Raw genomic sequence first — 25,610 nt, 5'->3', positions numbered from 1 at the left:
CACTGGAGAGAATCAGCCGTTCTGGCGGATACCTGCAACCAGCCAAGGCTGATTTTCGCCCTGGGCGCGCTCCATGTTCCAGCTTTCGCTGAACACTTCGCCCTGGTCGAAACGCGAGGTCTTCGACACGCCGGTGAAGGTCAGGGTTGCGATGGTCTTGTCGGCGCGGTCGTCGACGCCTTCCAGTTGCACATTGAGGTTGTCAATGTAGGTCGACTGGAAGCCGTCGCCCAGATCGGCACGTTCCTGCTTCAGGAATTGCAGCATCTGCGGGGTCACGAACTCGGCGATCTTGTCCATTTCGTTGGCGTCCCAGTGTTGCTGCAGGGACTGGAAGTGGTTGCGCGCGGCTTCGACGAAACGCTCTTCGTTGAACCAGGCTGGCGCGTTGATTACCGGACGGGCCGCGGCGGCAGGTGCAGCCGAACCACCGAAGATCGAACCGGAGGCAGGTTTTGGCTCGAAGGCTTCACGCTGCATCGGTGCGTGACCGGCTGGAGCGTACTGCTCCTGCTGCTTGCGACGACGGGCGGCGATAAAGCGGAAGACCAGGAAGGCGATGACCGCCATGATCAGGATGTCGAAGATCTGCATGCCCTGGAAGCCGTCGCCCATGAACATGGAGGCCAGCAAGCCGCCTGCGGCGATACCGGCCAATGGGCCGAGCCAGCGCGAAGCGCCGCTGGCCTTGGTGGCAGCGCCCGCGGCACCGGCAGCGCCGGCGGTCGCGGCAGTGGAACCCATGCCGGAAGAGGACGGAGCCATCTGGCTGGTCTGGTGGGTCGGCGCGGCGCCAGCGCTTTTGCCGCCACCGAAGCGCTTGGCGTTGGCGTCGAGGCTCATCGTCAGGCCGATGCACAACGCCATGGCGATGCTAAGAAAACGTTTCATAAAGGGAATTCCCATTTGTGGATGGCACGCGCGCCATGTTGCACAGGTGAAGTGTCACTGGCTAGCGGCAGAGTGTTTCGGGCTTTTGCCTGACAGCCGCGGTTCAGCTTGGGTCGAGGCAAGTGGGCCCTGTACAGGTTTGTCCGTTGGGCGGATGCAAAGGTTCAGTGGCCGGTCAGCCCGACTTCGCTCCATGCCGCGGGGCATGCTTCTGGTTCAGAAGCATCGCCCCGGCATGGCGAAGGAGGTCAAGGCCTCAGATGGCTTCGAGCTTGGCGTAGCCGAGCATCAGCCACTTGCTGCCTTCGCTGAAGTTCACCTGGACCCGGGCCTGGGCGCCGGCACCTTCGAAGTTGAGGATCACGCCGTCGCCGAATACCGAGTGGCGCACCGCCTGGCCGAGGCTGAGGCCGGTGTCCGGGATCTCGCTGCCGCCGAACAGGCTGCTGGTGCTCTGCGACTGGCCACCGCCGAACGGACGGCTGACGCTGTTGGACAGGCGCACTTCCTGGATCAGCCCCTTCGGTACCTCCCGTACGAAACGCGACACCTTGTTGTAGGTCTCGCTCCCATACAGGCGTCGGGTTTCGGCGTAGGTCATCACCAGGTTCTGCATCGCCCGGGTGATGCCGACGTAGGCCAGGCGACGTTCCTCTTCAAGGCGGCCGGGCTCTTCCAGGCTCATCTTGTGCGGGAACAGGCCTTCTTCCATGCCCACCAGGAACACGTAAGGGAATTCCAGGCCCTTGGCGCTGTGCAGGGTCATCAGCTGGATGCTGTCTTCGTGCTCGTCGGCCTGGGTGTCGCCGGCTTCCAGCGAAGCGTGGCCGAGGAAGGCCGCCAGCGGCGTCAGTTCCTGGTCTTCTTCGGTGTGCTCGAAGTTGCGCGCGGCGCTGACCAGTTCCTCGAGGTTTTCTACCCGGGCCTGGCCTTTCTCGCCTTTTTCCGCTTCGTGGTAGGCGATCAGGCCGGACTGCTCGATAACGGTCTGGGTCATCAGGTGCAACGGCATCTCGGCGGTTTTCGCCGCCAGGTGCTCGATCAGCTCCATGAAGGCGCCCAGGGCACCGGCGGCGCGCCCGGTCACGCCTTTATTGGCCACCAGCTGGCGCATCGCTTCCCACATCGACACATGGCTGTGGCGCGCGTGTTCGCGAATCGCTTCGACGGTCTTTTCGCCAATGCCGCGGGTCGGCACGTTGATCACCCGCTCCAGGGCCGCATCGTTGCCGCGACCTTCGAGCAGGCGCATATAGGCCATGGCGTTCTTGATTTCGGCGCGTTCGAAGAAGCGCTGGCCGCCGTAGATGCGGTACGGAATGCGCTCGCGCAGCAATGCTTCTTCCAGCACCCGCGACTGGGCGTTGGAGCGATAGAGGATGGCGATATCGCTGCGGGCCAGGCCGGTCTTCAGGGCGCTTTCGATGGTTTCCACCACGTAGCGCGCTTCATCGTGTTCGTTGAAGGCGGCGTACAGGTTGATCGCTTCGCCTTCGCCGCCGTCGGTCCACAGCTCCTTGCCCAGGCGCCCGGTGTTATTGGCGATCAGGGCGTTGGCGGCCTTGAGGATGCCGGCGGTGGAGCGGTAGTTCTGCTCCAGGCGGATCACTTCGGTGTCCGGGAAGTCTTCGGAGTACTGGTGAATGTTCTCGATCTTCGCGCCGCGCCAGCCGTAGATCGACTGGTCGTCGTCGCCCACCACCATCAGGCTGTCGCCGCCCTTGGCCAGCAGGCGCAACCAGGCGTACTGCACGGCGTTGGTGTCCTGGAATTCGTCCACCAGCACGTGGCGGAAACGCTTCTGGTAGTGCGCCAGCAGGCCCGGGTGGTCGCGCCACAGGTCCAGGGCACGCAGCAGCAGCTCGGAGAAGTCGATGACCCCGGCGCGCTGGCAGGCGGCCTCGTAGGCTTCGTAGATGCCGCGCATGGTGGCCAGAAACAGGTCGCCGCTGGCCTGAATGTGTTGCGGACGCAGGCCTTCGTCCTTCTGCCCGTTGATGAACCACTGGGCCTGCCGGGCCGGCCAGCGCTGCTCGTCCAGGCCGAGGTCGCGGATCACCCGCTTGACCAGGCGTTGCTGGTCGTCGCTGTCGAGGATCTGGAAGGTCTGGCTCAGGCCGGCCTCTTGCCAGTGCGCCCGCAGCAGGCGGTGCGCCAGGCCGTGGAAGGTACCGACCCACATGCCGGCCGGGTTGATACCCATCAACTGCTCGATGCGCTGGCGCATCTCGGCAGCGGCCTTGTTGGTGAAGGTCACCGACAGGATGGAGTGGGGCGAGGCGTTCTCGACCTGGATCAACCAGGCGATACGGTGCACCAGCACTCGGGTTTTACCGGAGCCAGCACCGGCCAGGACCAACTGACGACCCAAGGAGGCGGCTACGGCCTGGCGTTGGGCATCGTTGAGGGAGTTCAGCAGAAGGGAGAGATCATCGCGCATCGGGGCATTCTAGGGGGCTGGCGCACACCGGGCAAACCAAGCTTTGGTTTAGCCGATAAAAGAACGCCGGGGACGACCGGTCGGTCACGGGCTGCAGCCGTTGGCCGGGCTTGGCTGGAGGAATTTCGCAGGGATCGGCGCTCGCGCGGATTTGCCGATTTTATGATTCCAGGCAGTTTGGTCCGGGCGGTTGCTTGTGTATGCTCCGGCGACGTTTCGGGCTCAATCATTATAAGAACACTGCCTATGACACTCAGCACTGGCCCGTCCGGACCCTCCGTGGAGCCTCGGGTTGTTCGCAAGCAATACGCCATGGAGATGGCGGTAGAGCGCACGCGCCTGCTTTATCAGGGCTCCCTGTTGCCCACCCTGTTCATGCTGCTCAACGGCCTGGTCTGCGCCTGGCTGCTGTGGAGCCCCGAGCGTTATTGGCTGGTCAGCGTGTGGATGGTCTGGTTGCTGGCCCTGGTCGCCCTGCGGGTGATCCAGGTGGCGGCGTTCGACTCGGCGATTCCCAGCCGCCAGGCGCAACCGGTCTGGCGCCGCATGTTCCTGCTCGGCTCCGCCGTCAGCGGCCTGACCCTGGCCTGCGCCGGCATCGCCCTGATGCCCACCGACAATTTCCTGCAGCAGGCCTGGGTCTTCGGCCTGATCGGCGCGGCGATCCTCTCGGCCAGCGTGGCCTACGCGGTCAGCCTGCCGGCCTTCCTGTCCTTTACCTTGCCCTGTTTGCTACCGGCGATCGGCTACCTGTTCTGGGGCGGCGACGAGCAGCAGCGTGGCTGGGGCTGGCTGGGATTGATCCTGCTGGTGTCGCTGAGCGTGGTGGCCTGGCAGGTCAACCGCCTGATCCAGATGGGCTTGCTGCGGCGTTTCCAGAACCAGGCCCTGATCGAACATCTGCAACAGGCGCAGAGCCGCAGCGAACAGCTCAACAGCGAGCTGCTGCGGGAAGTCGAACAGCGTCGCCGTGCCGAAGAGCAATTGCGCGAGGCCCAGGTCGGCCTGGAAAGCCGGGTGGCCCAGCGCAGCCTCGAGCTGGACGCGGCCAACCAGGCCCTGAGCAAGAGCGAAGCGCGCCTGGCCCTGGCCCTCAAGGCCAGCCAGCTGGGGCTGTGGGACTGGAACCTGCAGACCGACGAGGTCCATCACAGCCATATCAAGGAGCTGTTCGGCCTGGAGCCGGAGTTCGTGCGGGCGATGCTCAGCCACCTCAAGCCGCTGCTACATCCCGAAGACCTGCCGCTGCTCAAGCGCGCGCTGGTGGAGCACCTGAAGGGGCGCACCGAGGATTACCTGGTGGAATATCGCGTGCGGCATGCCGATGGCCACTGGGTCTGGATCGAGGACCGTGGCCGCGCCGTGGAGCGCGGCCCAGGCGGGCGGGTGCTGCGCATGGTCGGCACCCGGCGCGATATCAGCGCCAGCAAGCAACAGGAAGAGCAGCGTCGCCTGGCGGCGATGGTGTTCGAGGCGGCCAGCGAGGGCATCGTGATCCTCGACCCCGATTACGTGCTGCTGGCGGTCAATCAGGCGTTCAGCCGGGTTACCGGTTACCAGATCGAGGACATGCTCGGGCGCAATGTGGTCGACCTGCCGTGCAGCCGCGACGCACGGCGGCACTTTCCGGTGATTCATCAAGCCCTCGAACAGCACGGCAGCTGGCAGGGCGAACTGGTGGAGGCGCGCAAGAACGGCGAGCTGTACCCGCAGTGGCTGCAATTGAACGTGGTGCGCGATACGCGGGGAAAGGTCAGCCATATTGTGGGCTTCTTCGCCGATCTGTCGGCGCGGCGCGAATCCGAAGAGCGCATGCGCTACCTGACCCATTACGACGAGCTCACCGGCCTGGCCAACCGTTCGCTGTTTCGCGAACGCTTGCGCGAAGCCCATCAACGGATGCGCCAGGGCGGCCGCAGCCTGGCCCTGGTGCATATCAACCTGGACCGTTTCAAGCTGCTCAACGACAGCCTGGGCCACGACATCGCCGACCAGCTGTTGCAGAAAATGGCGCGGCGGCTGGTCAACGCGCTGCCGGAAGCCGACACCATTGCCCGCTTGTCCGGCGATGAGTTCGCGGTGCTGTTCGATGCCTATGGCAGCCTGTCGAGCCTGACCCGGGTGGCCACCCGCTTGTCGGCGAAGCTGCGCCTGCCGATCACCGTGGAAGGCCATGAGCTGGTGGTCAGCGCTTCCATGGGCATCAGCATGCTGCCCGACAGCGCGCGGGAAATTCCGGCGCTGATCAGCCAGTCGAACATCGCCATGCAACACGCCAAGCACCTGGGCGGCAACAACTTCCAGTTCTACACCGCCAGCCTGCAAGCCAGCACCCTGGAGCGCCTGCAACTGGAGAACCAGCTGCGCAAGGCGGTCGAGGAGCATCAGCTGAAGGTGTTCTACCAGCCGAAACTGTGCCTCGCCACCGGCCGCCTGAACGCCGCCGAAGCCCTGGTGCGCTGGGACCATCCCGACCTGGGCCGGGTGCCGCCGGGGGACTTTATCGGCCTGGCGGAAGAGATCGGGCTGATCGGCCCGATCGGCGAATTCGTCTTGCGCCAGGCCTGCTGGCAAGCCTGCGAGTGGCAGCGCCAGGGGCTGCCGGCGATTCGGGTCTCGGTGAACCTGTCGGTGCATCAACTGCGCCAGGGCAAGCTGGTCAGCCAGGTGCGCAGCGTGCTGGAAGAGACCGGGCTGGCGCCGCACTTCCTCGAGCTGGAGCTGACCGAAAGCCATCTGCTCGACAGCGTCGAACACATCGTTTCCACCTTCCAGCAACTGCGTGACCTGGGGGTGAAACTGGCCATCGACGACTTCGGCACCGGTTATTCCTCGCTGAGCTACCTCAAGCGGATTCCGGTGGACTACGTGAAGATCGACCAGGCATTCATCCGCGGCCTGAGCGAAGGCAGCGCCGACGCGGCGATCACCCGGGCGATCATCGCCATGGCCCACGGGCTGTCGCTGAAGGTGGTGGCCGAAGGGGTGGAGCATCCGGAGCAGCTGGCATTTCTCAAGGAGCAGAAATGCGATGAGGTGCAGGGCTACCTGATCAGCCGGCCGGTGGAAGCCGAGGGGCTTGCGGCGCTGTTGCGGGCCGAGACCCTGTAGCCGCTGCCGCAGGCTGCGATCGGCTGCGCAGCGGCCGCAAAAGGCCAGGAATATCTGAAGTTTTTACGAATACCGGCCGCCCGGCTCCAGCAGCTACAAAGAGCAGGCGAGGCTAAAACAGTGGGGCGCAAAGGTGATTCAGTTACGCATTGAGCAGGCAAAAAGCGAATTCATGTAGTATAACTACAAAATTGCTACATCCTTGGGCGTCTGCCCCATAACAATGAGTCCAGCCCTTTGAATCTGTTGCAGCACATTGCCCAATCACGCCATCTCTTGCGCAAGTCGGAGCTCAAGGTCGCCGATCATGTGCTGCTCGACCCTGCGGCTGTGATGCACAGTTCCATGGCCGACCTGGCCCACAGCGTGGGTATCAGCGAGCCGACCATCGTGCGCTTCTGCCGCGCCATCGGTTGCTCGGGGTTCCAGGACCTGAAACTCAAGCTGGCCCAGAGCCTGGCCGCCGGGGCGAGCTTCGGCCAGTTCGCGATTCATGAAGACGACTCGGTCGCCGACTACAGCCTGAAAATCTTCGACACCACCCTGCACACCCTGATGGAGGTTCGCGAGAAGCTCGATCCGGTGGAGTTGCAACGGGCTGTGACCCTCATGTCCCAGGCCCAGCGCGTGGAGTTCTACGGCTTCGGCGCCTCGGGTGCGGTGGCGGCGGACGCCCAGCACAAATTCTTCCGCCTGCTGCTGACCGCGGCGGCCTATTCCGACCCGCATATGCAGGCGATGTCGGCGGTGACCCTCAAGCCCACCGACGTGGCGATCTGCATTTCCCAGTCCGGGCGTTCCAAGGACCTGCTGATCACCGCCAACCTGGTGCGTGAAAGCGGCGCCTCGCTGATTACCCTGTGCCCGAGCCAGACGCCGCTGGCCGAGCTGTCGACCGTCAACCTGGCGATCGACGTGCACGAAGACACCGAAATCTACACCCCGCTGACCTCGCGTATCGCCCACCTGGTGGTGATCGACGTCCTGGCGATGGGCGTGGCCATGGCCCGCGGCCCGAGCCTGGTCAACCACCTCAAGAGCGTCAAGCGCAGCCTTCGCAGCCTGCGCCTGTCGCCCAAGTCGGTAAAAGCCCTGGACGACTGAGCTGCCGGCAGCGCCTGGGTGATCATCCGGGCTAGGGCAGCGCGGCGTCGTCCTGATCCTGGTCATCGAGGTCGTCCGGCTTCACTTCCATCAGGGTGCCCGCCGCGTTTTCGCTGAGGCAGCGCGCCCGGCTCAGGGCCGCGTTGTCCGGCTTGAAATCCAGCAGCCTTTCCGCGGCCAGCAATTGCTCGTCGGCCTCCTCGAGCCGTACCAGTTCCTCGCCATAACCTTCGTAGCAAGTGTCGTCGTCCGACAGATCGTCGATGCGCCGCTGCTTGGCGCTCAGGTTGGCGTGGATCCTTTCCAGCAGATCCTGGTGCTCGGCGATCTCATCGATGATTTCATCGACTTCATCGGGGTCGGCCGCCGCGTCAGGTGCCGGCTCCTGGCTTTGACTGGCAGCGAGGGTGTCCTCCTTGTCTGGGCTGAAGACCGTGGGTTGCCCGGCAGGTGCTTCGCCGGGGAATTTTTCGTGTTCGGGTGTGGCCATGGTGACGCTCTCCAAAAGGAAACAGGAATGGGTTTGTCCAGCTGAGTGTTGCGAGGGCGATAATAGAGAGCGGGCATTTTCCGGTTGACCGGAAATCCGAGGAGGCGGTGTCCATTTTTCAAGGAGCGACAGTCGATGGTCAGGATTCCAGCGTATTTTGAAGTCTTCGAGGTGTTGTGCTGGGGAGCAGGACTGGTGACTTCCACTGCTGATGGCTTTTCCGGGCTCAGGTCCTATGAGGCTAAGCAGAAGCTGTACTTCAGGAAAAACAATGAAGTGGAGCAGGGGCTGCTGCCGGACCTGCTCAGGTACCTGGTGCAGGACGACAAGGCGCTGGCCAGTACGCTCCAGCACTATCTGAGTCAGTACGAGCATATCTTCTCGATATTGAGGTCACGCCCGATCATTACTTACCAGGATTACGCAACGGGAATAGCCCGGTTTCTGGATATCTGGGTACTGCCGCAACTGGCTGTGCTTCTGCATCGGTTGAGCGGCAAGCTTTCTCCTCAAACGACGCTCCATCATTTCCACGCACTGCTGGTCAGCCACGGTGCCAGCGGTATACGAGCGGCTGCGGTAAAGGCCTATATAAAAAGCCTGGTTCCAGCCACGGTAGAAGCTCCGGATTTTTTCTATGCCCTGGACAAGGTCAGCGATAAATCCCATAAGAAAATCTCCACGATCAACGCTGAAGTCGAAGGCCTGAGGGCAGAGATTTCATCCAGCAAGCTGACCGCAGCAGAGCAGCAGGAGCTGCTGGACACCGTTCGTTGCGCCTATACGGCGGCGACCGCGCTGAGTCGTTTTTCCGAGATGTATGGCTCTGCCCGAATGGACTCGAAGGTCACCCTGGTAGAACGTTTTCGTTACCACTACGAAGCATTCTGCGGGCGCCGGGAGCCCGATCGACTGGCTACTTCGCATATCGGGCTGTTCGATGGCTTCATTGCTTCCGGATTGCCGGATGCCAGTGGAAATGGCCATCTTGAGCGCCAGTTCGCTATCTTTTCCCAGCAAGTCGGCGCACGGTCAGTGGAGGCGTTCGAACCCTTGTACCAGCTTGTTCTGGCCACTGAAGAGGAGTACAGGGACCCCGTGGCGATCGAGCAGGCATTCTCGAAGCTGGAGCAGCATCCGGATTACCGGCTGTTCGAGGCTTTTGCGTGGCAGGCGCGTGCCGTCTTGGCATTGGAGAATGGCGAGACTGCCCGGTCCCTGGCGTTTTATCGAAACGTCTTGCCGTACTCGAAAAAACAGCAACTGGGGCGTGTGGGGTTCTATGCCGCGTCCTATGCCATTGCCTTGGAGGTGATGCAGGAAACGCCGCTGCCACACGGACACCAAAACCCGCTGATCAGTTACAGGATCGAATCGGAGCAGCAGGTCGGTGAACTGCGGATGGAGTTTCCTACGGTTTTCAGTCCCTTCATTCAGCAGCCTGAATGGCCGGCCCCGGTGCAGGCGGTATTCTCCTCGATCAGGGAGTTCAACACGGACATGTTGGAACTGGCGCGAATTCCCCGGGAGATTTACTGCAACCCATTGAAAAAGCTCAACGGATTCATGGGAGAGTTCTTCAGTTCGCTGGCGTCGGGAAGCGATGAGGCTCAGTTCGGCAAGCTGATCTGCAAGGCCATCAAGGGCAAGGACCGGGGGCGCTCGGTGCTGAGTATGCATACCGCGACGCCTTATGAAGTCTTGCGGGATGAAATCCTGTACGCGCAAACACTGTTCGGTGGCCTCAAGCTGTACTTTCGGCTGAACCCGCACTTGCGTTCCTATCATGAGTTGTCGGATGCCCAGAAGAAAGTCATCTTGAAGGCCTTGAGCCCGGATCGTTACCGGCATGACTCGCAGCAGGTCCGTTGATCATTGCCGGGCAGCCGCAAGCTTCATCGTTCTGTTACCCCAGTGACGTACAACTGTCATCGAGGTGGCGCATCTTGTACTCCCGTACTCGCATTGGGAGACTCGAAATGGCCCGGCCTTACGAAGAGAGCAGCAGCGCAGTCAAGACCCGTCGTCAACAGGAAGACCAGCGCCGCATGGAATTTCGCCGCGCGATCGAACATCGCTGTGAGCTGCGCCGTCTGCAGCAGGAAATCAACGACTACCCCGAGCTGGACGCCGTCAATTACTGGCAGGCAGCCTCGGCAGCTTCCCGTCAAAACGCTCAACAAGCCCGCTGATCTGCACCCGTTCGCTGCGGATAAACCCCAGGAACGCATGCGCTACCGGTGACAGGCGTTTAGCCTTGGCCTGCACCAGGCACCAGCTGCGATACAACGGCAGCTCTTCGACCGGCAACTCGACGAGTCCCCCGGTCGCCAACTCAAGGTTCAGGGCGTGGCGCGTCAACAGCGCCACGCCCAGACCCGCCAGCACACACTCGCGCTGAGCCTCGGCCGACGACACTTCCAGGGTCTGGGTGAAGTGCACGCGCTTTTCCTTGAAATATTCCTCGCAGGCCAGGCGCGTGCCCGAACCCTGTTCGCGCACCAGCAGGTTGTAGGGTTCCAGGTCCTGCAGGCGCAGCGGCCCGAGGTGGCACAGCGGATGGTCGGGCGGCGCCACGGCGACGATCGGGTTATTGAGGAACGGCAGGAATTCCAGGCCCATGTCCTGCGGGACCATGGACATGATCACCAGGTCGTCGCGGTTGTCCGAGAGGCGGCGGATCACTTGGCCCCGATTGACCACCGTCAGTTGCAGGTTGACCTCCGGGTGCTGGCGCTTGAAGGCGGCGAACAGGTGCGGCACGAAGTACTTGGCGCTGGATTCCACCGCCAGTTTCAGCTGGCCCTGCAAGGAGCCCTGCATGTCCGACAGTTGCATGTCGAGGTTTTCCAGGCGCCCGAAGATGTCGCGGCTGGCCCGCTGCAGCGCCTCGGCGGCTTCGGTCATATAGAGCTTCTTGCCGACGTAATCGAACAGGGGCTGGCCGATCAGCTCTTCCAGCTGGCGAATCTGCAGGCTGACGGCGGGCTGGGTCAGGGACATTTCGTCGGCCGCCCGGCTGTAGGAGCGCAGATCGCAGACCTCATTGAAAATCTGCAATTGGCGTAATGTCATACGCATCAAGGACTTACGCATTATCTAAGGTCTCGCGCCGAAGGCTGTCGGATCAACTATAAGTCTTTGCTTATGAGCGACCCAATAATTATTGATTTTTGTTAATTCATCGACAGGAATAGTGTGGGCCTGCGACTGGCTTGAAACATTTGGTCACGCGCCGACCCGGTCTAGCGGGTCTTTTGTTCCAACGGCTCAAGGGTACCTCCAAGTGATAAAAAAGATCCTGATCGCCAACCGTGGTGAGATTGCCGTACGAATCGTGCGTGCCTGCGCCGAGATGGGCATTCGCTCGGTCGCGATCTTCTCCGACGCCGATCGCCATGCCCTGCATGTGAAGCGCGCGGATGAAGCCCACAGCATCGGTGCCGAACCCCTGGCCGGCTACCTGAACCCACGCAAGCTGGTGAACCTGGCCGTGGAAACCGGCTGCGACGCGCTGCACCCCGGGTACGGCTTCCTTTCGGAAAACGCCGAGCTGGCGGACATCTGCGCCGAACGTGGGATCAAATTCATCGGCCCATCGGCTGAAGTGATTCGCCGCATGGGCGACAAGACCGAAGCCCGCCGCAGCATGATCAAGGCAGGCGTGCCGGTCACCCCGGGCACCGAAGGCAACGTCGCCGATATCCATGAAGCCCTGAGCGAAGGCGACCGCATCGGTTACCCGGTGATGCTCAAGGCCACTTCCGGCGGTGGCGGCCGCGGCATTCGTCGCTGCAACAGCCGGGACGAACTGGAACAGGCGTTCCCACGGGTGATTTCCGAGGCGACCAAGGCGTTCGGTTCCGCCGAAGTGTTCCTGGAAAAGTGCATCGTCAATCCCAAGCACATCGAGGCGCAGATCCTCGGCGACAGCTTCGGCAACGTGGTGCACCTGTTCGAGCGCGACTGCTCGATCCAGCGCCGCAACCAGAAGCTGATCGAGATCGCCCCCAGCCCGCAATTGACCCCGGAACAGCGCGCCTACATCGGCGACCTGTCGGTGCGCGCGGCCAAGGCCGTGGGCTACGAGAACGCCGGTACCGTGGAGTTCCTGCTCGCCGACGGCGAGGTGTACTTCATGGAGATGAACACCCGGGTGCAGGTGGAACACACCATCACCGAAGAAATCACCGGCATCGACATCGTTCGCGAGCAGATCCGCATCGCTTCCGGCCTGCCGCTGTCGGTGAAGCAGGAAGACATCCACCACCGTGGTTTCGCCCTGCAGTTCCGGATCAACGCCGAAGACCCGAAGAACAACTTCCTGCCGAGCTTCGGCAAGATCACCCGTTACTACGCGCCCGGGGGCCCCGGCGTGCGGACCGACACGGCGATCTACACCGGCTACACCATTCCGCCGTTCTACGACTCCATGTGCCTGAAGCTGGTGGTCTGGGCCCTGACCTGGGAAGAGGCGATGGACCGTGGCTTGCGCGCCCTGGACGACATGCGTCTGCAAGGGGTCAAGACCACTGCTGCCTATTACCAGGAAATCCTGCGTAACCCGGAATTCCGTAGCGGCCAGTTCAACACCAGTTTTGTGGAAAGCCACCCTGAGCTGACCAACTACTCGATCAAGCGCAAACCCGAAGAGCTGGCCCTGGCCATCGCCGCCGCCATCGCCGCCCACGCAGGCCTTTGAATGCAGCGGCAAGCTGTGAGCGGCAAGCTGCAAGTAGAAGCAGATCGGCTTTTTCTTGCGGCTTGTAGCTTGAAGCTTGTCGCTATGAGGAGATAAGAATGTCCAAGAAGATCTTTGTTACTGACACCATCCTGCGCGACGCCCACCAATCGCTGCTGGCGACCCGCATGCGCACCGAAGACATGCTGCCGATCTGCGACAAGCTCGACAAAGTCGGCTACTGGTCGCTGGAAGTCTGGGGCGGCGCGACCTTCGACGCCTGCGTGCGCTTCCTCAAGGAAGACCCGTGGGAGCGCCTGCGCAAACTGCGCGCCGCGCTGCCCAACACCCGCCTGCAAATGCTCCTGCGCGGGCAGAACCTGCTGGGCTACCGCCATTACAGCGACGACGTGGTCAAGGCCTTCGTCGCCAAGGCGGCGGTCAACGGCATCGACGTGTTCCGCATCTTCGACGCCATGAACGACGTGCGTAACCTGCGGGTGGCCATCGAAGCGGTGAAAGCCGCCGGCAAGCACGCCCAGGGCACTATCGCCTACACCACCAGCCCGGTGCACACCATCGAGGCGTTCGTGGCCCAGGCCAAGCAAATGGAATCCATGGGTTGCGACTCGGTGGCGATCAAGGACATGGCCGGCCTGCTGACCCCTTACGCCACCGGCGAACTGGTCAAGGCGCTGAAGGCCGAGCAATCGCTGCCGGTGTTCGTCCACTCCCATGACACCGCCGGCCTGGCCGCGATGTGCCAGCTCAAGGCTATCGAGAACGGCGCCGACCATATCGACACCGCGATCTCCAGCTTCGCCTGGGGCACCAGCCACCCGGGCACCGAGTCGATGGTCGCCGCCCTCAAAGGCAGCGAATTCGACACTGGCCTGGACCTGGAACTGCTGCAGGAGATCGGCCTGTACTTCTATGCCGTGCGCAAGAAGTACCACCAGTTCGAAAGCGAATTCACCGCGGTCGACACCCGGGTGCAGGTCAACCAGGTGCCGGGCGGGATGATTTCCAACCTGGCCAACCAGCTCAAGGAGCAGGGCGCCCTGAACCGCATGAACGAAGTGCTGGCGGAGATCCCGCGGGTGCGTCACGACCTCGGCTACCCGCCGCTGGTGACCCCGACTTCGCAGATCGTCGGCACCCAGGCGTTCTTCAACGTGCTGGCCGGCGAGCGCTACAAGACCATCACCAACGAAGTGAAGCTGTACCTGCAAGGCGGCTACGGCAAGGCACCGGGCGAGGTGGACGAGAAGCTGCGGCGCCAGGCCATCGGCAGCGAAGAAGTGATCGACGTGCGCCCGGCCGACCTGCTGAAGTCGGAAATGACCAAGCTGCGCAATGACATCGGCGCCCTGGCCAAATCCGAAGAAGACGTGCTGACCTACGCCATGTTCCCGGACATCGGGCGCAAGTTCCTCGAAGAACGCGAAGCCGGCACCCTGACTCCGGAAGTGCTGCTGCCGATTCCGGAAGCGGGTGGTGTGACCTCGGCCGGCGGCGAAGGTGTACCGACCGAGTTCGTCATTGACGTGCACGGCGAGACCTACCGCGTCGACATCACCGGTGTCGGCGTGAAGGCCGAAGGCAAGCGCCACTTCTACTTGTCCATCGACGGCATGCCGGAAGAAGTGGTGTTCGAGCCGCTCAACGAGTTCGTCGGCAGCGGCAGCAGCAAGCGCAAGCAGGCCAGCGCGCCGGGCCACGTCAGCACCACCATGCCGGGCAACATCGTCGACGTGCTGGTCAAGGAAGGCGACACCGTCAAGGCCGGCCAGGCGGTGCTGATCACCGAAGCCATGAAGATGGAAACCGAAGTCCAGGCGGCCATCGCCGGCAAGGTCACCGCCATCCATGTGGCCAAGGGCGACCGGGTCAACCCGGGCGAAATCCTGATCGAGATCGAAGGCTGATTTTCAATCCTTCATCGGTAACTGTTTACCTCGGGGGGGCTACGGCCTCCCTTTTTTTTGCCTGTTGCCGGGGCGGCGGGGGGGGGGCAATGCGCGTGCCGCTACAGGCGGCTTGAGGGATATTTCCAGGCTGGAACGAGCATCATGTGAATGTATTTTAATGCACTTATTTCATTCTGGATTTTGTATATCTGTATTACAATACACTTAACTGACTTATAGCTCATTAAAAGTGCACTAAAATGCAGGTGACAAAGTGCTTCGGCTGACGTTGCAGCTCTACTGCGCAGGGGCATGGAACGACGCCATGACCCTGACCTTCGACAGGCCCGAAGAGGGCTTCGCCAGCCCCTGCCGTTTTGGTTATGTCCAGCAGTATCTGGTGGATAACCTGGAGGCTGTCGCCAGCCCGCTGGCCAGGTCGGTCAGTGCGCAGATCCCATTGGGCTGGGAATCGTGGCGGGAAGAACGGGCCCCGGCCTTTCTCTATGACCTTGCCCCGGCGGCAGCGACCGGGCGCTTCCTGCTGCGCCAGATTGGCCACGAGCGGCCGGACGGCATGGGCGTCGAGTTGTTCCTCTTGAGTCGGTCCACTGCGGCACCCATCGGCAACCTGCGGATCAAGGAGTCGCTGGCGGGCTTGCGCAGGCGTCCGGCGCTGGGGTTTTCCCGGGACCAGGTGATCGCCCTCGATAATCGCTTTCTCGAGTACGCCCACGAGCAGGGCGCGGCGTTCGGCGGTACTGCGAGCATCGGCGGTGAGGCGCCCAAGCTGCTGCTGAGTCAAAACCGCGAGGGCCTGCTGTACCCCGATGCGCTGCTCGACGACGCCTCGGCGGCGTACCACTGGTGGGTGAAGTTTCCCCGCAACCCGGCCACGCAGAATGACGGCGACATCCTCAGGAGCGAATTCCACTATTACCGGGCGCTGCAACAGTTGGGCATCGATACGCTGCCGGCCGAGGGCCTGGCCCTGGAAGAAGGACCCAGGCCCAGCCTGTGGATGCAGCGCTTCGACCGTCGGGTAACGCCGGCGGGGGTGGAGCGCCTGGCGGTGGAGTCGATCTATTCCCTGGCGGGGCTGGTGGGCCATGGCCAGGGCATGCGGCACACCGAGGTGCTGGGGATCCTCGCCGAACTGTGGCGAGCCACGGGCCAGGAATCGGCGATCCCCGAGCTGGTGGCGGATTACCTGCGCCGGGACCTGCTCAACAAGATCCTCGGCAACTCGGACAATCATGGACGCAACCTCTCGATCATCCGCACCGACAGTCGGGTGCAGCTGGCGCCGATCTACGATCTGGCACCCACGGTCATGGACGATGAGGGCATTACCCGGACCATCAAATGGCCCGGGCGCATGGAAGTGGCGGGTGACGTGGACTGGCGCCTGGTATGCGCGAGCCTGAAGCCGCTGCTCGACCCTGAAGCCGCCCTGACACGCCTGCGGGAGGATGCCGAACGGCTACGGGCCTTGCCGGACCTGTTGCACGCCAGCGGCTTGCCCGACGCCACCCTGAATCACCCGCGCATTCACTTGCGCCACTTGGACCGACGCCTGCAGGAGTGGGGACTGCGATGAGTACAACCCTGGAAGAACGCGGCGCGCTGATCGACAACATCCAGCAGGAGCTGGCGGCCGGCCGCTTGCCGCTTGGCGATGCGGTCAGGCGCCTGCGCAGCGAAGTCACGGGGCTGCACCAGAGCCAGTTCGCCAGGATGTGCCGGATTTCCCTGCGCACCCTGATCCACATCGAACACGGTGACGGCAACCCGACCCTCAAGTCGTTGAACGCGGTGTTCAAGCCCTTCGGTTTGCAGATGGGGGTGCTGGCCGTGCAGAAAACCAGTCGCGCCCGCTCGCTGCTCAGTGATCTCGAGCGCCTGGAAAAGGGCCCGGGTACGCCCGAACCCTCGGCACCTCACTGAGCCTCAGTCGCGCTGGGCGTAAGCCTTGCCGTAATGCCTTTCCATCCGCGCCTGGATCAGTTCCAGGCCGATCGACAGCAACCAGTAGATGATCGCCGCGGTGCTGAGCATTTCGATGTAGCGGTAGCTGGAGCGGCCGTAGGACTGGGCCAGGAACATCACTTCCCAGACGCCCATCACCGAGATCAGCGACGAGTCCTTGAGCATCGAGATGAACTGGTTGGTGGCCGGCGGGATGATGGTGCGCATGGCCTGGGGCAGGGTCACCTGCCAGAAGATCACGCTGTCACTCATGCCCAGGGCCAGGGCCGCCTGGCGTTGGCCGTGGGGCACGCCGAGGATGCCGGCGCGGAAGATTTCGCTGAGGTAGGCGCCGTAGTTCAGCGACAGGGCGATGATCCCCGCGGCGATGGCGCCCGGCACCACGCCCAGTTGCGGCAGGCCGAGGTAGATCAGCAGGATCTGGATCAGCAGCGGCGTGCCGCGAAAGAACGAGGCGTAGAAGCTGGCGATGCCAAAGGCCACGGCGCTTTTCGACAACCGGGCCAGCGCGGTGACGAAGCCCAGCAGCGACGACAGCACGATCGAGCAGAGGCAGAGGAACAGGGTCAGCGCCGCGCCTTGCAGAAACCCGTTGGGGGCCAGGGTGATGCCGAGCAGGTTGGGCAGCTTGTCGAGGATGATCGAGAACTTCAGGTCGAAGCTCAGGAAGAAACTGGCGAACAGGCCGAACAGCACCGCCCAGGTCAGGTACAGGCGGGCGCGGAAACCGAAGAGGCGTTTGACCCGTGGCCCGGCCAGCGCTTGCGGTGGCCGGGGCGGTTGCGAAAGAGAAGTCATTGGCTGATGTCGGCGCCGATCCATTTCTGCGAGAGCTTGCTCAGGGTGCCGTCCTGCTTCAGCTGGGCGAATACTTCACGGACCTTGGCATGCCACTGGGCGTCGCCTTTCTCGATGGCCACCGAGTTGGGTTCGGCGTACAGCGGCTCGCCGGCGAGCTTGAAGCGCGGGTCCTGGGCCAGGCGCGGCTGGGCCGTTACCAGGTTGGTGAGGATCGCGTCCAGGCGCACGCCAGCGCCCAGGCCGAGGTCCTGGAAGGCCACGTTGTCGGTGTCGTACGGGGCGATCTGCACGTTGTCGAACGGGTACTGCAACCGGGTGTCCTCGGCACCCTCGATCACCAGGTTCTTGTTCAGGTAGCTCTCGTAGCTGGACGCGCTGGTCAGGCCGACCTTCTTGTCGCTCAGGTCCTTGGCGCCGTGGATACGATCGTCCTTGGCGTTGACTACGATCACCGCCGGCGAGGCGTAGTACTGCACCGGAAAGTCGAAGACTTCGGCGCGGGCCTTGCTCGGGGTCATGGAGCAGATGCAGATGTCGTAGCGGCCGCTCCAGCGGCCGGCGGCGATCACGTCCCAGGACGGCGTTTCCAGGCGCAGCTTCACCCCCAGTTTGTCGGCCACGGCCTTGGCCACGTCGACGTCGAAGCCATCGAGCTGGTTCTGATCGTTGAGGAAGGAGAAGGGCGGGTAGCTTTCCATCAGCACGCCGACCAACTCTTTTTTCTGTTCGATACGGTCCAGCGTGGCACCGGCAAAAGCCTGGCTGGAGGCAGCGAGAATCGTCAGGCCCAGGGCCAGCAGCGGTTTGAATTTCATTGGAATCCCGGGCAGAAAAAAGGTTGTTATTAACTGAATGGTGCGTATTAAATAGTTATAAGAGCGACTCAGATAGTGAGTTATTTTCATAAGCATATGAGTAAAGAGCATATGGGCACAGGCAGCAGGGTAATTCTGGATGGCGGCATGGGTCGTGAACTGCAACGCCGCGGGGCGCCGTTCAGGCAGCCCGAGTGGTCGGCGCTGGCCCTGAGCGAAGCGCCGCAGGCAGTGGAAGCGGTGCATGCGGCTTATATCGAGAGCGGTGCCAACGTCATCACCAGCAACAGCTACGCGGTGGTGCCGTTCCACATCGGCGAAGCGCGTTTTGCCGCCGAAGGCCAGGCGCTGGCGGCCTTGGCCGGTGAACTGGCGCGGCGCGCGGTCCAGGCTTCCGGCAAGCCGGTGCGGGTAGCCGGTTCGCTGCCGCCGCTGTTCGGCTCCTATCGCCCGGACCTGTTCGAGGCCGATCGCGCCGCCGAGTTGCTGGCGCCGCTGGTCAACGGCCTGGCTCCGCATGTCGACCTGTGGCTGGCGGAAACCCAGAGCTCCACGGTCGAGGCACGGGCGATCCATGCCGGCCTGCCCAAGGACGGCAAACCCTTCTGGCTATCGTTCACCTTGCACGATGAGAACCCTGACCAGGTGCCACGCCTGCGCTCCGGCGAGCCGGTGGCGGACGCGGCGGCGGTGGCCGCCGAGCTGGGGGTGGAAACCCTGCTGTTCAATTGCAGCCAGCCGGAAGTGATAGGCGCGGCGATCGACGCGGCGCGGGTAACCTTCGAGCGGCTGGGGGTGAAGATCCATATCGGCGCCTATGCCAACGCCTTCCCGCCGCAACCGAAAGAAGCCACGGCCAACGATGGCCTCGACCCGCTGCGCGACGACCTCGACCCGCCGGGTTACCTGCAATGGGCGGCCGACTGGCGGCAACGCGGCGCCAGCCACTTGGGCGGTTGCTGCGGTATCGGGCCGGAGCACATTGCGGTGCTGGCGCAGCAGCTGGCCTAAACCGTGCGACTCCTATATCCCGACCACGCTCGATGCTCTATGTAGCCGCTGCCGAAGGCTGCGATCGAGCGGCACGCTCGCGGGGATCCTGCAACCGCCAAAGACCCTGCGGGTCTATCGCAGGCTGCGCCAGCGGCTACAAGGGCAATGCCGGGCACGATAATGCAGCCGTGCTCATGCTTTGTGTAGCCGTTGCCGAAGGCTGCGATCGAGCGGCACGCTCGGCGGGGATCTTGCTGGCGCCAAAGACCCTGCGGGTCTATCGCAGGCTGCGCCAGCGGCTACAGGGGCAGTGCCGGGCACGATAATGGAGCCGTGTTCCATGCTTTGTGTAGCCGCTGCCAAAGGCTGCGATCGAGCAGCACGCTCGCGGGGATCCTGCAACCGCCAAAGACCCTGCGGGTCTATTGCAGGCTGCGCCAGCGGCTACAGCGGTTTACCCCCGGCACTCCGCCAACCCCTTCAACTGCCCCGAGCCGCTCTGGTTGTCCTCGCTCAACCAGCGCTCGAACCCGGCGCCGACCTTCGGCCATTCGGAATCGAGGATCGAATACCAGGCGGTATCGCGGTTCTGGCCCTTGACCACCATGTGCTGGCGGAACACCCCTTCGAAACTGAAACCCAGGCGCTCGGCCGCATAACGCGAGCGGGCGTTGGCGTTGTTGCACTTCCACTCCAGGCGGCGATAACCGAGGGCGAAGGCTTCCTTGGCCAGCAGGTACACCGCTTCGGTGCTCTTGGGCGAGCGTTGCATGGGTGCGCCGAAGGTGACGTGGCCGATCTCGATGCGGCCCTGGGCCGGGACGATCGACATCAGGCTGAGCAGGCCCTGCACCTGGCCGCTGGCCCGGTCGACCACGCTGAAGAAATACGGGTCGCTGTTGGCCGCATGGTTGTTCAGCCAGTCATTGAAGGCGCTGCGCTCGGTAAAGGGCCCGTAGGGCAGGTAGTCCCACAGCTTGGGGTCGGCGCCCGGGCCCTGGAAGGCGTGCCACAGGTCGTCGGCGTGGCGCGCCGGGTCGAGTTTTTCCAGGCGGATAAAGCGCCCTTCGAGCAGGGTGGTCGACGGCGGCGGTACGCCTTTCCAATCGGCGAGTGAGGTCGGCATGGGTTCTCCTTGAACGCTTAAAGGGCTTTGCGAAATTGAATGAAACCCGGGCGTTCAGCGATCCGCTCGTAGAGCTGGATGGCGGTGGCGTTGGTTTCGTGGGTCAGCCAGTGGACCTTGCAGCAGCCGTCGGCCTTGGCGGTGGCGTAGACGAATTCGATCAGTTGGCGACCGACGCCGGTGCCGCGTTGCTCCGGGACCACCAGCAAGTCCTGCAGGTAGCAGGAGTTCTCGATGCTCCAGTTGGAGCGATGGTAGATGAAATGCACCATGCCCACCGCCTGCTCGCCGTCCCAGGCCAGGGCGGCGTGGGTCGGCTCGGCGGGATCGAGGAAGCGCTGCCAGGTGCTGCGGGTGACCGCGTCGGCCAGCTCGGTCTCGTAGAAACGCAGGTAGGCCTGCCACAGCGGCAGCCAGGCTGCATGGTCAGCGGCGGTGACGGGACGAATCTGGATCTGGCTCATGGCTGCTCCTGGCGCATCAGTTGGGAAATGCTCTGGTCATGGGGATCGGCGCTGGCGGCCAACCCTTCGCGCACGCCGGCGATGTCGGCGGCGGTGCGGTTCTGGCTGAGTTTGCGCTTGCCCTCCAGGCGCTGGATCGGCAGGGCGAAGCCGACGATGGCGCGCAGCATGCTGTCCATGAACTCGGCGGGGGCGTCCTCGAATTTCCAGGGGCTGGCGCGGCCGGCTTCATGCTGGTCGGTCAGGGCGCTGACCACTTCGCGGATGCGCTGCGGATCGTGGAACACCTCGGCCACGCCGTAGGCATGCACGCTCACGTAGTTCCAGGTCGGCACCACTTTGCCGTGCTCGGCCTTGCTCGGGTACAGCGACGGGCTGACGTAGGCTTCGGCGCCCTGGAAGATCAGCAGCGCCTCGGCGCCGCTGGCCAGTTCCTGCCATTGCGGGTTGGCCCTGGCCAGGTGGCCGTAGAGGGTGCCGTACGGGCCCTGGTCCGGGGCGAACGACAGCGGCAGGTGATTGGCCTGCAGACCGCGCTCCCCGTAGGTCACCAGGGTGGCAAGGCGGGTTTCCCCGATCAGCTGGTGCAGGGTAGGCAGGTCTTCTTCGGCGAAAGCGCGGGGTAGGTACATGGAAAAATATCCTTGGCGAATGGCTGCATCCTAGGCAGGCTATTGGTCTGTTGTAAGAGCCATCTTCAGTCATTTTCATAGGTCCATTGGCGGGTCCATTCAGCCGGCCGGGGGGAGTACATGAACAGCCCGACATTGCCGCTTTCCTTCAACCCCGCCGGTATCGAGCTGGACCGCGGCCAGGGGCTCAGCCGCCAGCTGTACCAGGCGCTGCGCCAGCGGGTGCTGGACGGTCGGCTGGCCAGCGGCACGCGCCTGCCGGCCAGCCGCGACCTGGCGGCGGCCCTGGAGATTTCCCGCAATAGCGTGGTGCGCGCCTACGACCAGCTGTACGCCGAAGGTTTTATCGAAGGCCGGGTGGGCGATGGCACCTACGTGGCGCAATTGCCCGAGAGCCGGCTGCCGATCAAAAAGGCCACAAAAAATTTATCCACAAAAGTATCCACAGGGTTATCACCAGGCTTACCCACAGGGTTATCCACAAAATGTCTGGACTTACCTGGGATTACATCCAGTAAAGTTATCCACAGCGAGGCGTTGGAGCGGGTCGAACAGCACCATTTGGCGACTCCGCAAAGCGGTCCGCCACGGGCTTTTCGGGTGGGGATTCCGGCCTTCGATCTGTTTCCGTTCGAGGTCTGGGCCAAGCTGAATGCGGCTTTCTGGCGCAAACCGGATCTGGGCCAGCTGTGTTATGGCGATTCGGCCGGTGAGGAGCGCCTGCGCGGATTGATCGCCGCCTACTTGCGCAGTTCGCGCGGCATGCAATGCAGCGCTGAACAAATTGTGATCACCAGTGGTGCACAACAGGGCATAAGCCTTTGTGCACAGTTGCTGGTGAACCCTGGCGACGGGGTGGCGGTGGAAAATCCCGGCTATCGGGCGGCGGGGCATGCCTTCGCGATTGCCGGCGCGCGCCTGCACGGGGTGGCGGTGGATAACGAGGGCTTCGACTGCGGGGCGCTGGCAGCCCTGAGCGATTGCCGACTGGTCTACGTTACGCCGTCCCATCAGTACCCCACCGGGGTCACCCTGAGCCTGGCCCGGCGCCTGGAACTGCTGGCCTGGGCCGAGCGCAGCAATGGCTGGATCGTCGAGGACGACTATGACGGCGAGTACCGCTACAGCGGGGCGCCGCTGGCCCCCCTGGCGGCGCTCGACCGGCAGGGCCGGGTGCTGTACGTCGGCACTTTCGGCAAGGTCGCGTTCCCGGCCTTGCGCCTGGGTTACCTGGTGCTGCCGCCGGCGCTGGTGCAACCCTTCGCTCAGCGCCGGGCGCTGGATGTGCGCCATTCCGAGGTCAGCACCCAGGCGGTGATGGCCGAGTTCATGGCCGCCGGGCATTTCCAGCGGCATATCCGGCGCATGCGCCGCGCCGCCCTGAGTCGGCGCAATGCCTTGCTGGCCGGCTGGCCTGTGGATATCCCCGGGGTGGGCAAGGTGCCAAACGTGGCGGCGGGCCTGCACCTGACGATCCCGGTGCAGAGCCTGGCGCGGGAGCGCGAACTGGTGGAAAAGGCCGCCGCCGTGGATGTCGAGATCAACGGCCTGAGCAACTACTGGCTGCCGGACTCGCCCCAGCCGGCGGACCAGCGCGCTGGCCTGGTGCTGGGCTTCGCCGCGGTGCCCGAGGCCGCTATCGCCTGTGCCCTGGAGCGTCTGCGCCGGGCCTGGGGCGTGTGACGGCTATACTCGCGGCCATTGTCTTTGTCGAGAACCCTTATGAGCCTGACTCTTTCCGCGACGCCCGAACGCAAGTTCGGCGCGCCCTTGTTCGCTTTGATCGTGCTGCTGGCCGGCGCTGTATTCCTGCAGGCCCAGGTCGGCTCGCGCCAGGTGTGGCTGTTGCTGCTGGGCGCGGCCCTGGGCCTGACCCTGTATCACGCCGCCTTCGGTTTCACTTCGGCTTGGCGGGTGTTTATCCGCGATCGCCGCGGCGCCGGCCTGCGGGCGCAGATGGTCATGCTGGCGCTGGCGGTGCTGCTGTTCTTCCCGGCTCTGGGCGCGGGCAGCCTGTTCGGTTCGCCGGTCACGGGGCTGGTGGCGCCGGCCGGCGTCTCGGTGATTGTCGGTGCGTTCATTTTCGGCATCGGCATGCAGCTGGGCGGTGGTTGCGCGTCCGGCACGCTGTTTACCGTGGGCGGCGGCAACGCGCGGATGCTGGTGACCCTGCTGTTTTTCATCTGCGGTTCGCTGATCGCCACCCACCATGTGGACTGGTGGTTCGCCTTGCCGTCGCTGCCGCCGGTGTCCATCGTGCAGCGCTTCGGCGTGGCGCCGGCATTGGGGCTCAGCCTCGGTCTGTTCGCCCTGATCGCCCTGGTTACGGTACGCCTGGAGAAGAGCCGCCACGGCACGCTGGAAGCGCCGGTCGACAGCGCGCACCAGGGCTGGCGCCGCCTGCTGCGCGGGCCCTGGCCATTGGTGTGGGGCGCGGTCGCCCTGGCCCTGTTGAACTTCGCCACCCTGGCCCTGGCCGGCCGGCCCTGGGGCATCACCTCGGCGTTTGCCCTGTGGGGCGCCAAGGTCGCCAGCGGGCTGGGGGTGGATGTCGGCAGTTGGGTGTTCTGGCAGGGCGCGGCGAACGCCAAGGCCCTGGCCGCGCCGGTGTGGCAGGACATCACCAGCGTGATGGATATCGGCATCGTCTTCGGCGCCTTGCTGGCGGCGGGCCTGGCCGGGCGTTTCGCGCCAAGCCTGAAGATTCCCGCGCGCTCGCTGGTGGCGGCGGTGATTGGTGGTTTGCTGCTGGGATACGGTGCGCGCCTGGCCTACGGCTGCAACATCGGCGCCTACTTCAGCGGTATCGCCTCCGGCAGCCTGCACGGCTGGCTGTGGCTGGTAGCGGCCTTTATCGGCAATGGCGTAGGCGTGCGCCTGCGGCCGTGGTTCTTTGCCGAGGAGCGTCAACCGCAAGGGCTGACGGGGTGCTGAAACGTTCTTGAGGCAGGGGCTCTGTAGGAGCGAGGATTGCCCGCGATGAACGATAACGCGGTGCAATCGATACACCGCGGTGTCCCTATCGCGGGCAAGCCTCGCTCCTACGGACGCCGGGCGATCAGGTCCCGGCCTTGATCTTGGTCCAGGCCCGGGTCCGCGCCCGTTCCGCGTCCCGTGGCAGCGGCCGCAAGGTGTACAGCGTGCTCATCGCCGCGTCGGTCGGGTACAGGTTGGGGTTGTTGCGGATCGACGGATCGACCTGCTCGGTGGCGTCCCTGTTCGGGTTCGGGTAGCCGACGAAGTCGCTGACCGGGGCGATCACCTTGGGTTGCAGCAGGTAGTTGATGAAGCGGTAGGCATCGTCCGGGTTCTTCGCGCCTTTGGGGATCGCCAGCATGTCGAACCAGATCGGCGCCCCTTCCTTGGGCAGGCGCATGTCCACCACCACGCCGTTCTTGGCTTCCTTGGCGCGGTTGGCGGCCTGGGAGAAGCTGCCGGAATACCCCACCGCCACGCAGATATCGCCATTGGCGATGTCGGCCATGTACTTGGACGAGTGGAAGTAGGTGACGTAGGGGCGGATCTTCAGCAGCAGTGCTTCGGCCTTGGCGTAGTCCGCCGGCTGCTTGCTGTTGGGGTCCAGGCCCAGGTGCTGCAGGGCCAGCGGCAGGATCTCCGACGGCGAGTCGAGCAGGGCCACGCCGCACTGCTTGAGCTTGCTGATGTTCTCTTCCTTGAAGATCAGGTCCCAGCTGTCCACCGGCGCGTTCTCGCCGAGGGCGGCCTTGACCTTGGCTGGGTTGAAGCCGATCAGGATGGTGCCGTACATGTAGGGCACGGCGAACTTATTGCCCGGGTCGTTGGCCTCGATCAGCTGCATCAGCTTGGGATCGAGGTGGTTCCAGTTCGGCAGCTTGCTGCGGTCCAGCGGCTGGAACACCCCGGCCTCGATCTGCTTGGCGAGGAACACGTTGGACGGCACCACCACGTCGTAGCCGGAGTTGCCGGTCAGCAGCTTGGCTTCCAGCGCCTCGTTGGTGTCGAAGATGTCGTAGACCAGCTTGACCTGGCTGTTCTCGGCCTTGAAGTCTTCCAGGGCCTTGGGGGTGATGTAGTCGAACCAGTTGTAGACGCGCAGGGTGCGTTCTTCAGCCTGTGCGGCACTGCCCAGCAGCGCCGCGCAGAGCGCGGGCAAGAGGTAGCTTTTGAGCCTGTTCATGTGG

General features: G+C 63.7%; 20 protein-coding genes and 1 pseudogene. 11 read left to right on the top strand and 10 right to left on the bottom strand.

From position 1 onward, the window contains the following. Positions 1-12: 12 nt before the first annotated feature. The gene (locus AC3RCP_RS00710; RefSeq protein ID WP_007927597.1) at positions 13-891 is read right to left on the bottom strand and encodes a Tim44 domain-containing protein; all 879 of its coding nucleotides are present in this window, start codon (positions 889-891) and stop codon (positions 13-15) included. Between the two features lie 256 nt (positions 892-1,147). Further along, complete coding sequence (uvrD, locus tag AC3RCP_RS00705; RefSeq protein ID WP_007927596.1) at positions 1,148-3,331, bottom strand: DNA helicase II; 2,184 nt, start codon at positions 3,329-3,331, stop codon at positions 1,148-1,150. 246 nt (positions 3,332-3,577) lie between these two features. On the opposite strand from uvrD, the gene AC3RCP_RS00700 reads away from it, so the two are divergent. Together AC3RCP_RS00700 and hexR are read left to right on the top strand one after the other, a co-directional pair. Further along, positions 3,578-6,442, top strand: coding sequence for an EAL domain-containing protein (locus tag AC3RCP_RS00700; protein ID WP_101336325.1), 2,865 nt, complete (start codon positions 3,578-3,580; stop codon positions 6,440-6,442). Positions 6,443-6,679: 237 nt separating this feature from the next. Continuing rightward, a complete protein-coding gene (gene hexR, locus AC3RCP_RS00695; protein ID WP_007927594.1) occupies positions 6,680-7,546 on the top strand; it encodes a transcriptional regulator HexR in 867 nt (288 codons plus the stop codon). Between the two features lie 31 nt (positions 7,547-7,577). On the opposite strand, the gene AC3RCP_RS00690 is transcribed toward hexR, so the two are convergent. After that, on the bottom strand, positions 7,578-8,036 hold the full coding sequence (locus AC3RCP_RS00690) for a hypothetical protein (RefSeq protein WP_101336324.1): 459 nt from the start codon (positions 8,034-8,036) through the stop codon (positions 7,578-7,580). A 135-nt stretch (positions 8,037-8,171) separates the two neighbouring features. Here AC3RCP_RS00690 and AC3RCP_RS00685 point away from each other — a divergent pair, with 135 nt between their 5' ends. Further along, entirely contained in the window at positions 8,172-9,908 is a 1,737-nt protein-coding gene (locus tag AC3RCP_RS00685) for a hypothetical protein (RefSeq protein ID WP_492570540.1), read from the top strand. A gap of 107 nt (positions 9,909-10,015) precedes the next feature. After that, positions 10,016-10,228: a PA3496 family putative envelope integrity protein gene (locus tag AC3RCP_RS00680; protein ID WP_492570541.1), complete on the top strand. Its 213-nt coding sequence runs from the start codon at positions 10,016-10,018 to the stop codon at positions 10,226-10,228. Here the strand turns inward: AC3RCP_RS00680 and AC3RCP_RS00675 are convergent. After that, positions 10,170-11,132 carry a LysR family transcriptional regulator gene (locus tag AC3RCP_RS00675; RefSeq protein WP_028683627.1) on the bottom strand — a complete coding sequence of 321 codons (963 nt, stop codon included), beginning with the start codon at positions 11,130-11,132 and terminating at the stop codon, positions 10,170-10,172. The two genes, AC3RCP_RS00680 and AC3RCP_RS00675, sit on opposite strands and share 59 nt — an antisense overlap. 190 nt (positions 11,133-11,322) lie before the next feature. On the opposite strand from AC3RCP_RS00675, the gene AC3RCP_RS00670 reads away from it, so the two are divergent. From AC3RCP_RS00670 to AC3RCP_RS00655, 4 genes and pseudogenes are all read left to right on the top strand, one after another. Further along, entirely contained in the window at positions 11,323-12,738 is a 1,416-nt protein-coding gene (locus AC3RCP_RS00670) for an acetyl-CoA carboxylase biotin carboxylase subunit (RefSeq protein WP_007927582.1), read from the top strand. A gap of 98 nt (positions 12,739-12,836) precedes the next feature. Continuing rightward, on the top strand, positions 12,837-14,645 hold the full coding sequence (oadA, locus tag AC3RCP_RS00665; RefSeq protein WP_492570542.1) for a sodium-extruding oxaloacetate decarboxylase subunit alpha: 1,809 nt from the start codon (positions 12,837-12,839) through the stop codon (positions 14,643-14,645). A 307-nt stretch (positions 14,646-14,952) separates the two neighbouring features. Continuing rightward, positions 14,953-16,227, top strand: coding sequence for a type II toxin-antitoxin system HipA family toxin (locus AC3RCP_RS00660; protein WP_492570543.1), 1,275 nt, complete (start codon positions 14,953-14,955; stop codon positions 16,225-16,227). After that, positions 16,224-16,490 (top strand): annotated as a pseudogene (locus AC3RCP_RS00655) (helix-turn-helix domain-containing protein); the annotation flags it as partial. The gene AC3RCP_RS00660 and the pseudogene AC3RCP_RS00655, both read left to right, overlap by 4 nt. A gap of 87 nt (positions 16,491-16,577) precedes the next feature. Here the strand turns inward: AC3RCP_RS00655 and AC3RCP_RS00650 are convergent. Further along, positions 16,578-17,414, bottom strand: a complete 837-nt coding sequence (locus AC3RCP_RS00650) for an amino acid ABC transporter permease (RefSeq protein WP_457295246.1) — start codon at positions 17,412-17,414, stop codon at positions 16,578-16,580. After that, a complete protein-coding gene (locus tag AC3RCP_RS00645; protein ID WP_053263149.1) occupies positions 17,411-18,232 on the bottom strand; it encodes an ABC transporter substrate-binding protein in 822 nt (273 codons plus the stop codon). The genes AC3RCP_RS00650 and AC3RCP_RS00645 overlap by 4 nt, the downstream gene beginning before the upstream one ends. Positions 18,233-18,343: 111 nt before the next feature. Between AC3RCP_RS00645 and AC3RCP_RS00640 the strand changes: the two genes are divergently transcribed. After that, on the top strand, positions 18,344-19,243 hold the full coding sequence (locus AC3RCP_RS00640; RefSeq protein WP_101336316.1) for a homocysteine S-methyltransferase family protein: 900 nt from the start codon (positions 18,344-18,346) through the stop codon (positions 19,241-19,243). Positions 19,244-19,679: 436 nt separating this feature from the next. On the opposite strand, the gene AC3RCP_RS00635 is transcribed toward AC3RCP_RS00640, so the two are convergent. Genes AC3RCP_RS00635 through AC3RCP_RS00625 form a run of 3 tightly spaced genes read right to left on the bottom strand, consistent with a single transcriptional unit; the run spans position 19,680 to position 21,447 of the window. Beyond that, positions 19,680-20,351, bottom strand: coding sequence for a GNAT family N-acetyltransferase (locus tag AC3RCP_RS00635; protein WP_085532737.1), 672 nt, complete (start codon positions 20,349-20,351; stop codon positions 19,680-19,682). A 17-nt stretch (positions 20,352-20,368) separates the two neighbouring features. Next, on the bottom strand, positions 20,369-20,815 hold the full coding sequence (locus AC3RCP_RS00630; protein WP_007927568.1) for a GNAT family N-acetyltransferase: 447 nt from the start codon (positions 20,813-20,815) through the stop codon (positions 20,369-20,371). After that, entirely contained in the window at positions 20,812-21,447 is a 636-nt protein-coding gene (locus tag AC3RCP_RS00625) for an FMN-binding negative transcriptional regulator (RefSeq protein ID WP_007927566.1), read from the bottom strand. The genes AC3RCP_RS00630 and AC3RCP_RS00625 overlap by 4 nt, the downstream gene beginning before the upstream one ends. A gap of 120 nt (positions 21,448-21,567) precedes the next feature. On the opposite strand from AC3RCP_RS00625, the gene pdxR reads away from it, so the two are divergent. Beyond that, complete coding sequence (gene pdxR, locus AC3RCP_RS00620) at positions 21,568-23,130, top strand: MocR-like pyridoxine biosynthesis transcription factor PdxR (protein WP_492570544.1); 1,563 nt, start codon at positions 21,568-21,570, stop codon at positions 23,128-23,130. 39 nt (positions 23,131-23,169) lie between these two features. After that, positions 23,170-24,381 carry a YeeE/YedE family protein gene (locus AC3RCP_RS00615; protein WP_053263143.1) on the top strand — a complete coding sequence of 404 codons (1,212 nt, stop codon included), beginning with the start codon at positions 23,170-23,172 and terminating at the stop codon, positions 24,379-24,381. Positions 24,382-24,505: 124 nt separating this feature from the next. On the opposite strand, the gene AC3RCP_RS00610 is transcribed toward AC3RCP_RS00615, so the two are convergent. Next, positions 24,506-25,606 carry a polyamine ABC transporter substrate-binding protein gene (locus AC3RCP_RS00610; protein WP_492570545.1) on the bottom strand — a complete coding sequence of 367 codons (1,101 nt, stop codon included), beginning with the start codon at positions 25,604-25,606 and terminating at the stop codon, positions 24,506-24,508. Between the last annotated feature and the right edge of the window lie 4 nt (positions 25,607-25,610).

Source organism: Pseudomonas sp. GW822-FHT05A08 (assembly GCF_058800485.1).
Note: the sequence above shows the minus strand (reverse complement) of the source record. Positions and strands in the feature narration are given on the sequence as shown.

Excerpts from the sequence above, each read along its gene's own strand:
- AC3RCP_RS00710 (WP_007927597.1), bottom strand. The coding sequence starts at position 891 with ATGAAACGTTTTCTTAGCATCGCCATGGCGTTGTGCATCGGCCTGACG.
- uvrD (WP_007927596.1), bottom strand. The coding sequence starts at position 3,331 with ATGCGCGATGATCTCTCCCTTCTGCTGAACTCCCTCAACGATGCCCAA.
- AC3RCP_RS00700 (WP_101336325.1), top strand. The coding sequence starts at position 3,578 with ATGACACTCAGCACTGGCCCGTCCGGACCCTCCGTGGAGCCTCGGGTT.
- AC3RCP_RS00690 (WP_101336324.1), bottom strand. The coding sequence starts at position 8,036 with ATGGCCACACCCGAACACGAAAAATTCCCCGGCGAAGCACCTGCCGGG.
- AC3RCP_RS00685 (WP_492570540.1), top strand. The coding sequence starts at position 8,172 with ATGGTCAGGATTCCAGCGTATTTTGAAGTCTTCGAGGTGTTGTGCTGG.
- AC3RCP_RS00680 (WP_492570541.1), top strand. The coding sequence starts at position 10,016 with ATGGCCCGGCCTTACGAAGAGAGCAGCAGCGCAGTCAAGACCCGTCGT.
- AC3RCP_RS00675 (WP_028683627.1), bottom strand. The coding sequence starts at position 11,132 with ATGCGTAAGTCCTTGATGCGTATGACATTACGCCAATTGCAGATTTTC.
- oadA (WP_492570542.1), top strand. The coding sequence starts at position 12,837 with ATGTCCAAGAAGATCTTTGTTACTGACACCATCCTGCGCGACGCCCAC.
- AC3RCP_RS00660 (WP_492570543.1), top strand. The coding sequence starts at position 14,953 with ATGACCCTGACCTTCGACAGGCCCGAAGAGGGCTTCGCCAGCCCCTGC.
- AC3RCP_RS00650 (WP_457295246.1), bottom strand. The coding sequence starts at position 17,414 with ATGACTTCTCTTTCGCAACCGCCCCGGCCACCGCAAGCGCTGGCCGGG.
- AC3RCP_RS00645 (WP_053263149.1), bottom strand. The coding sequence starts at position 18,232 with ATGAAATTCAAACCGCTGCTGGCCCTGGGCCTGACGATTCTCGCTGCC.
- AC3RCP_RS00640 (WP_101336316.1), top strand. The coding sequence starts at position 18,344 with ATGGGCACAGGCAGCAGGGTAATTCTGGATGGCGGCATGGGTCGTGAA.
- AC3RCP_RS00635 (WP_085532737.1), bottom strand. The coding sequence starts at position 20,351 with ATGCCGACCTCACTCGCCGATTGGAAAGGCGTACCGCCGCCGTCGACC.
- AC3RCP_RS00630 (WP_007927568.1), bottom strand. The coding sequence starts at position 20,815 with ATGAGCCAGATCCAGATTCGTCCCGTCACCGCCGCTGACCATGCAGCC.
- AC3RCP_RS00625 (WP_007927566.1), bottom strand. The coding sequence starts at position 21,447 with ATGTACCTACCCCGCGCTTTCGCCGAAGAAGACCTGCCTACCCTGCAC.
- pdxR (WP_492570544.1), top strand. The coding sequence starts at position 21,568 with ATGAACAGCCCGACATTGCCGCTTTCCTTCAACCCCGCCGGTATCGAG.
- AC3RCP_RS00615 (WP_053263143.1), top strand. The coding sequence starts at position 23,170 with ATGAGCCTGACTCTTTCCGCGACGCCCGAACGCAAGTTCGGCGCGCCC.
- AC3RCP_RS00610 (WP_492570545.1), bottom strand. The coding sequence starts at position 25,606 with ATGAACAGGCTCAAAAGCTACCTCTTGCCCGCGCTCTGCGCGGCGCTG.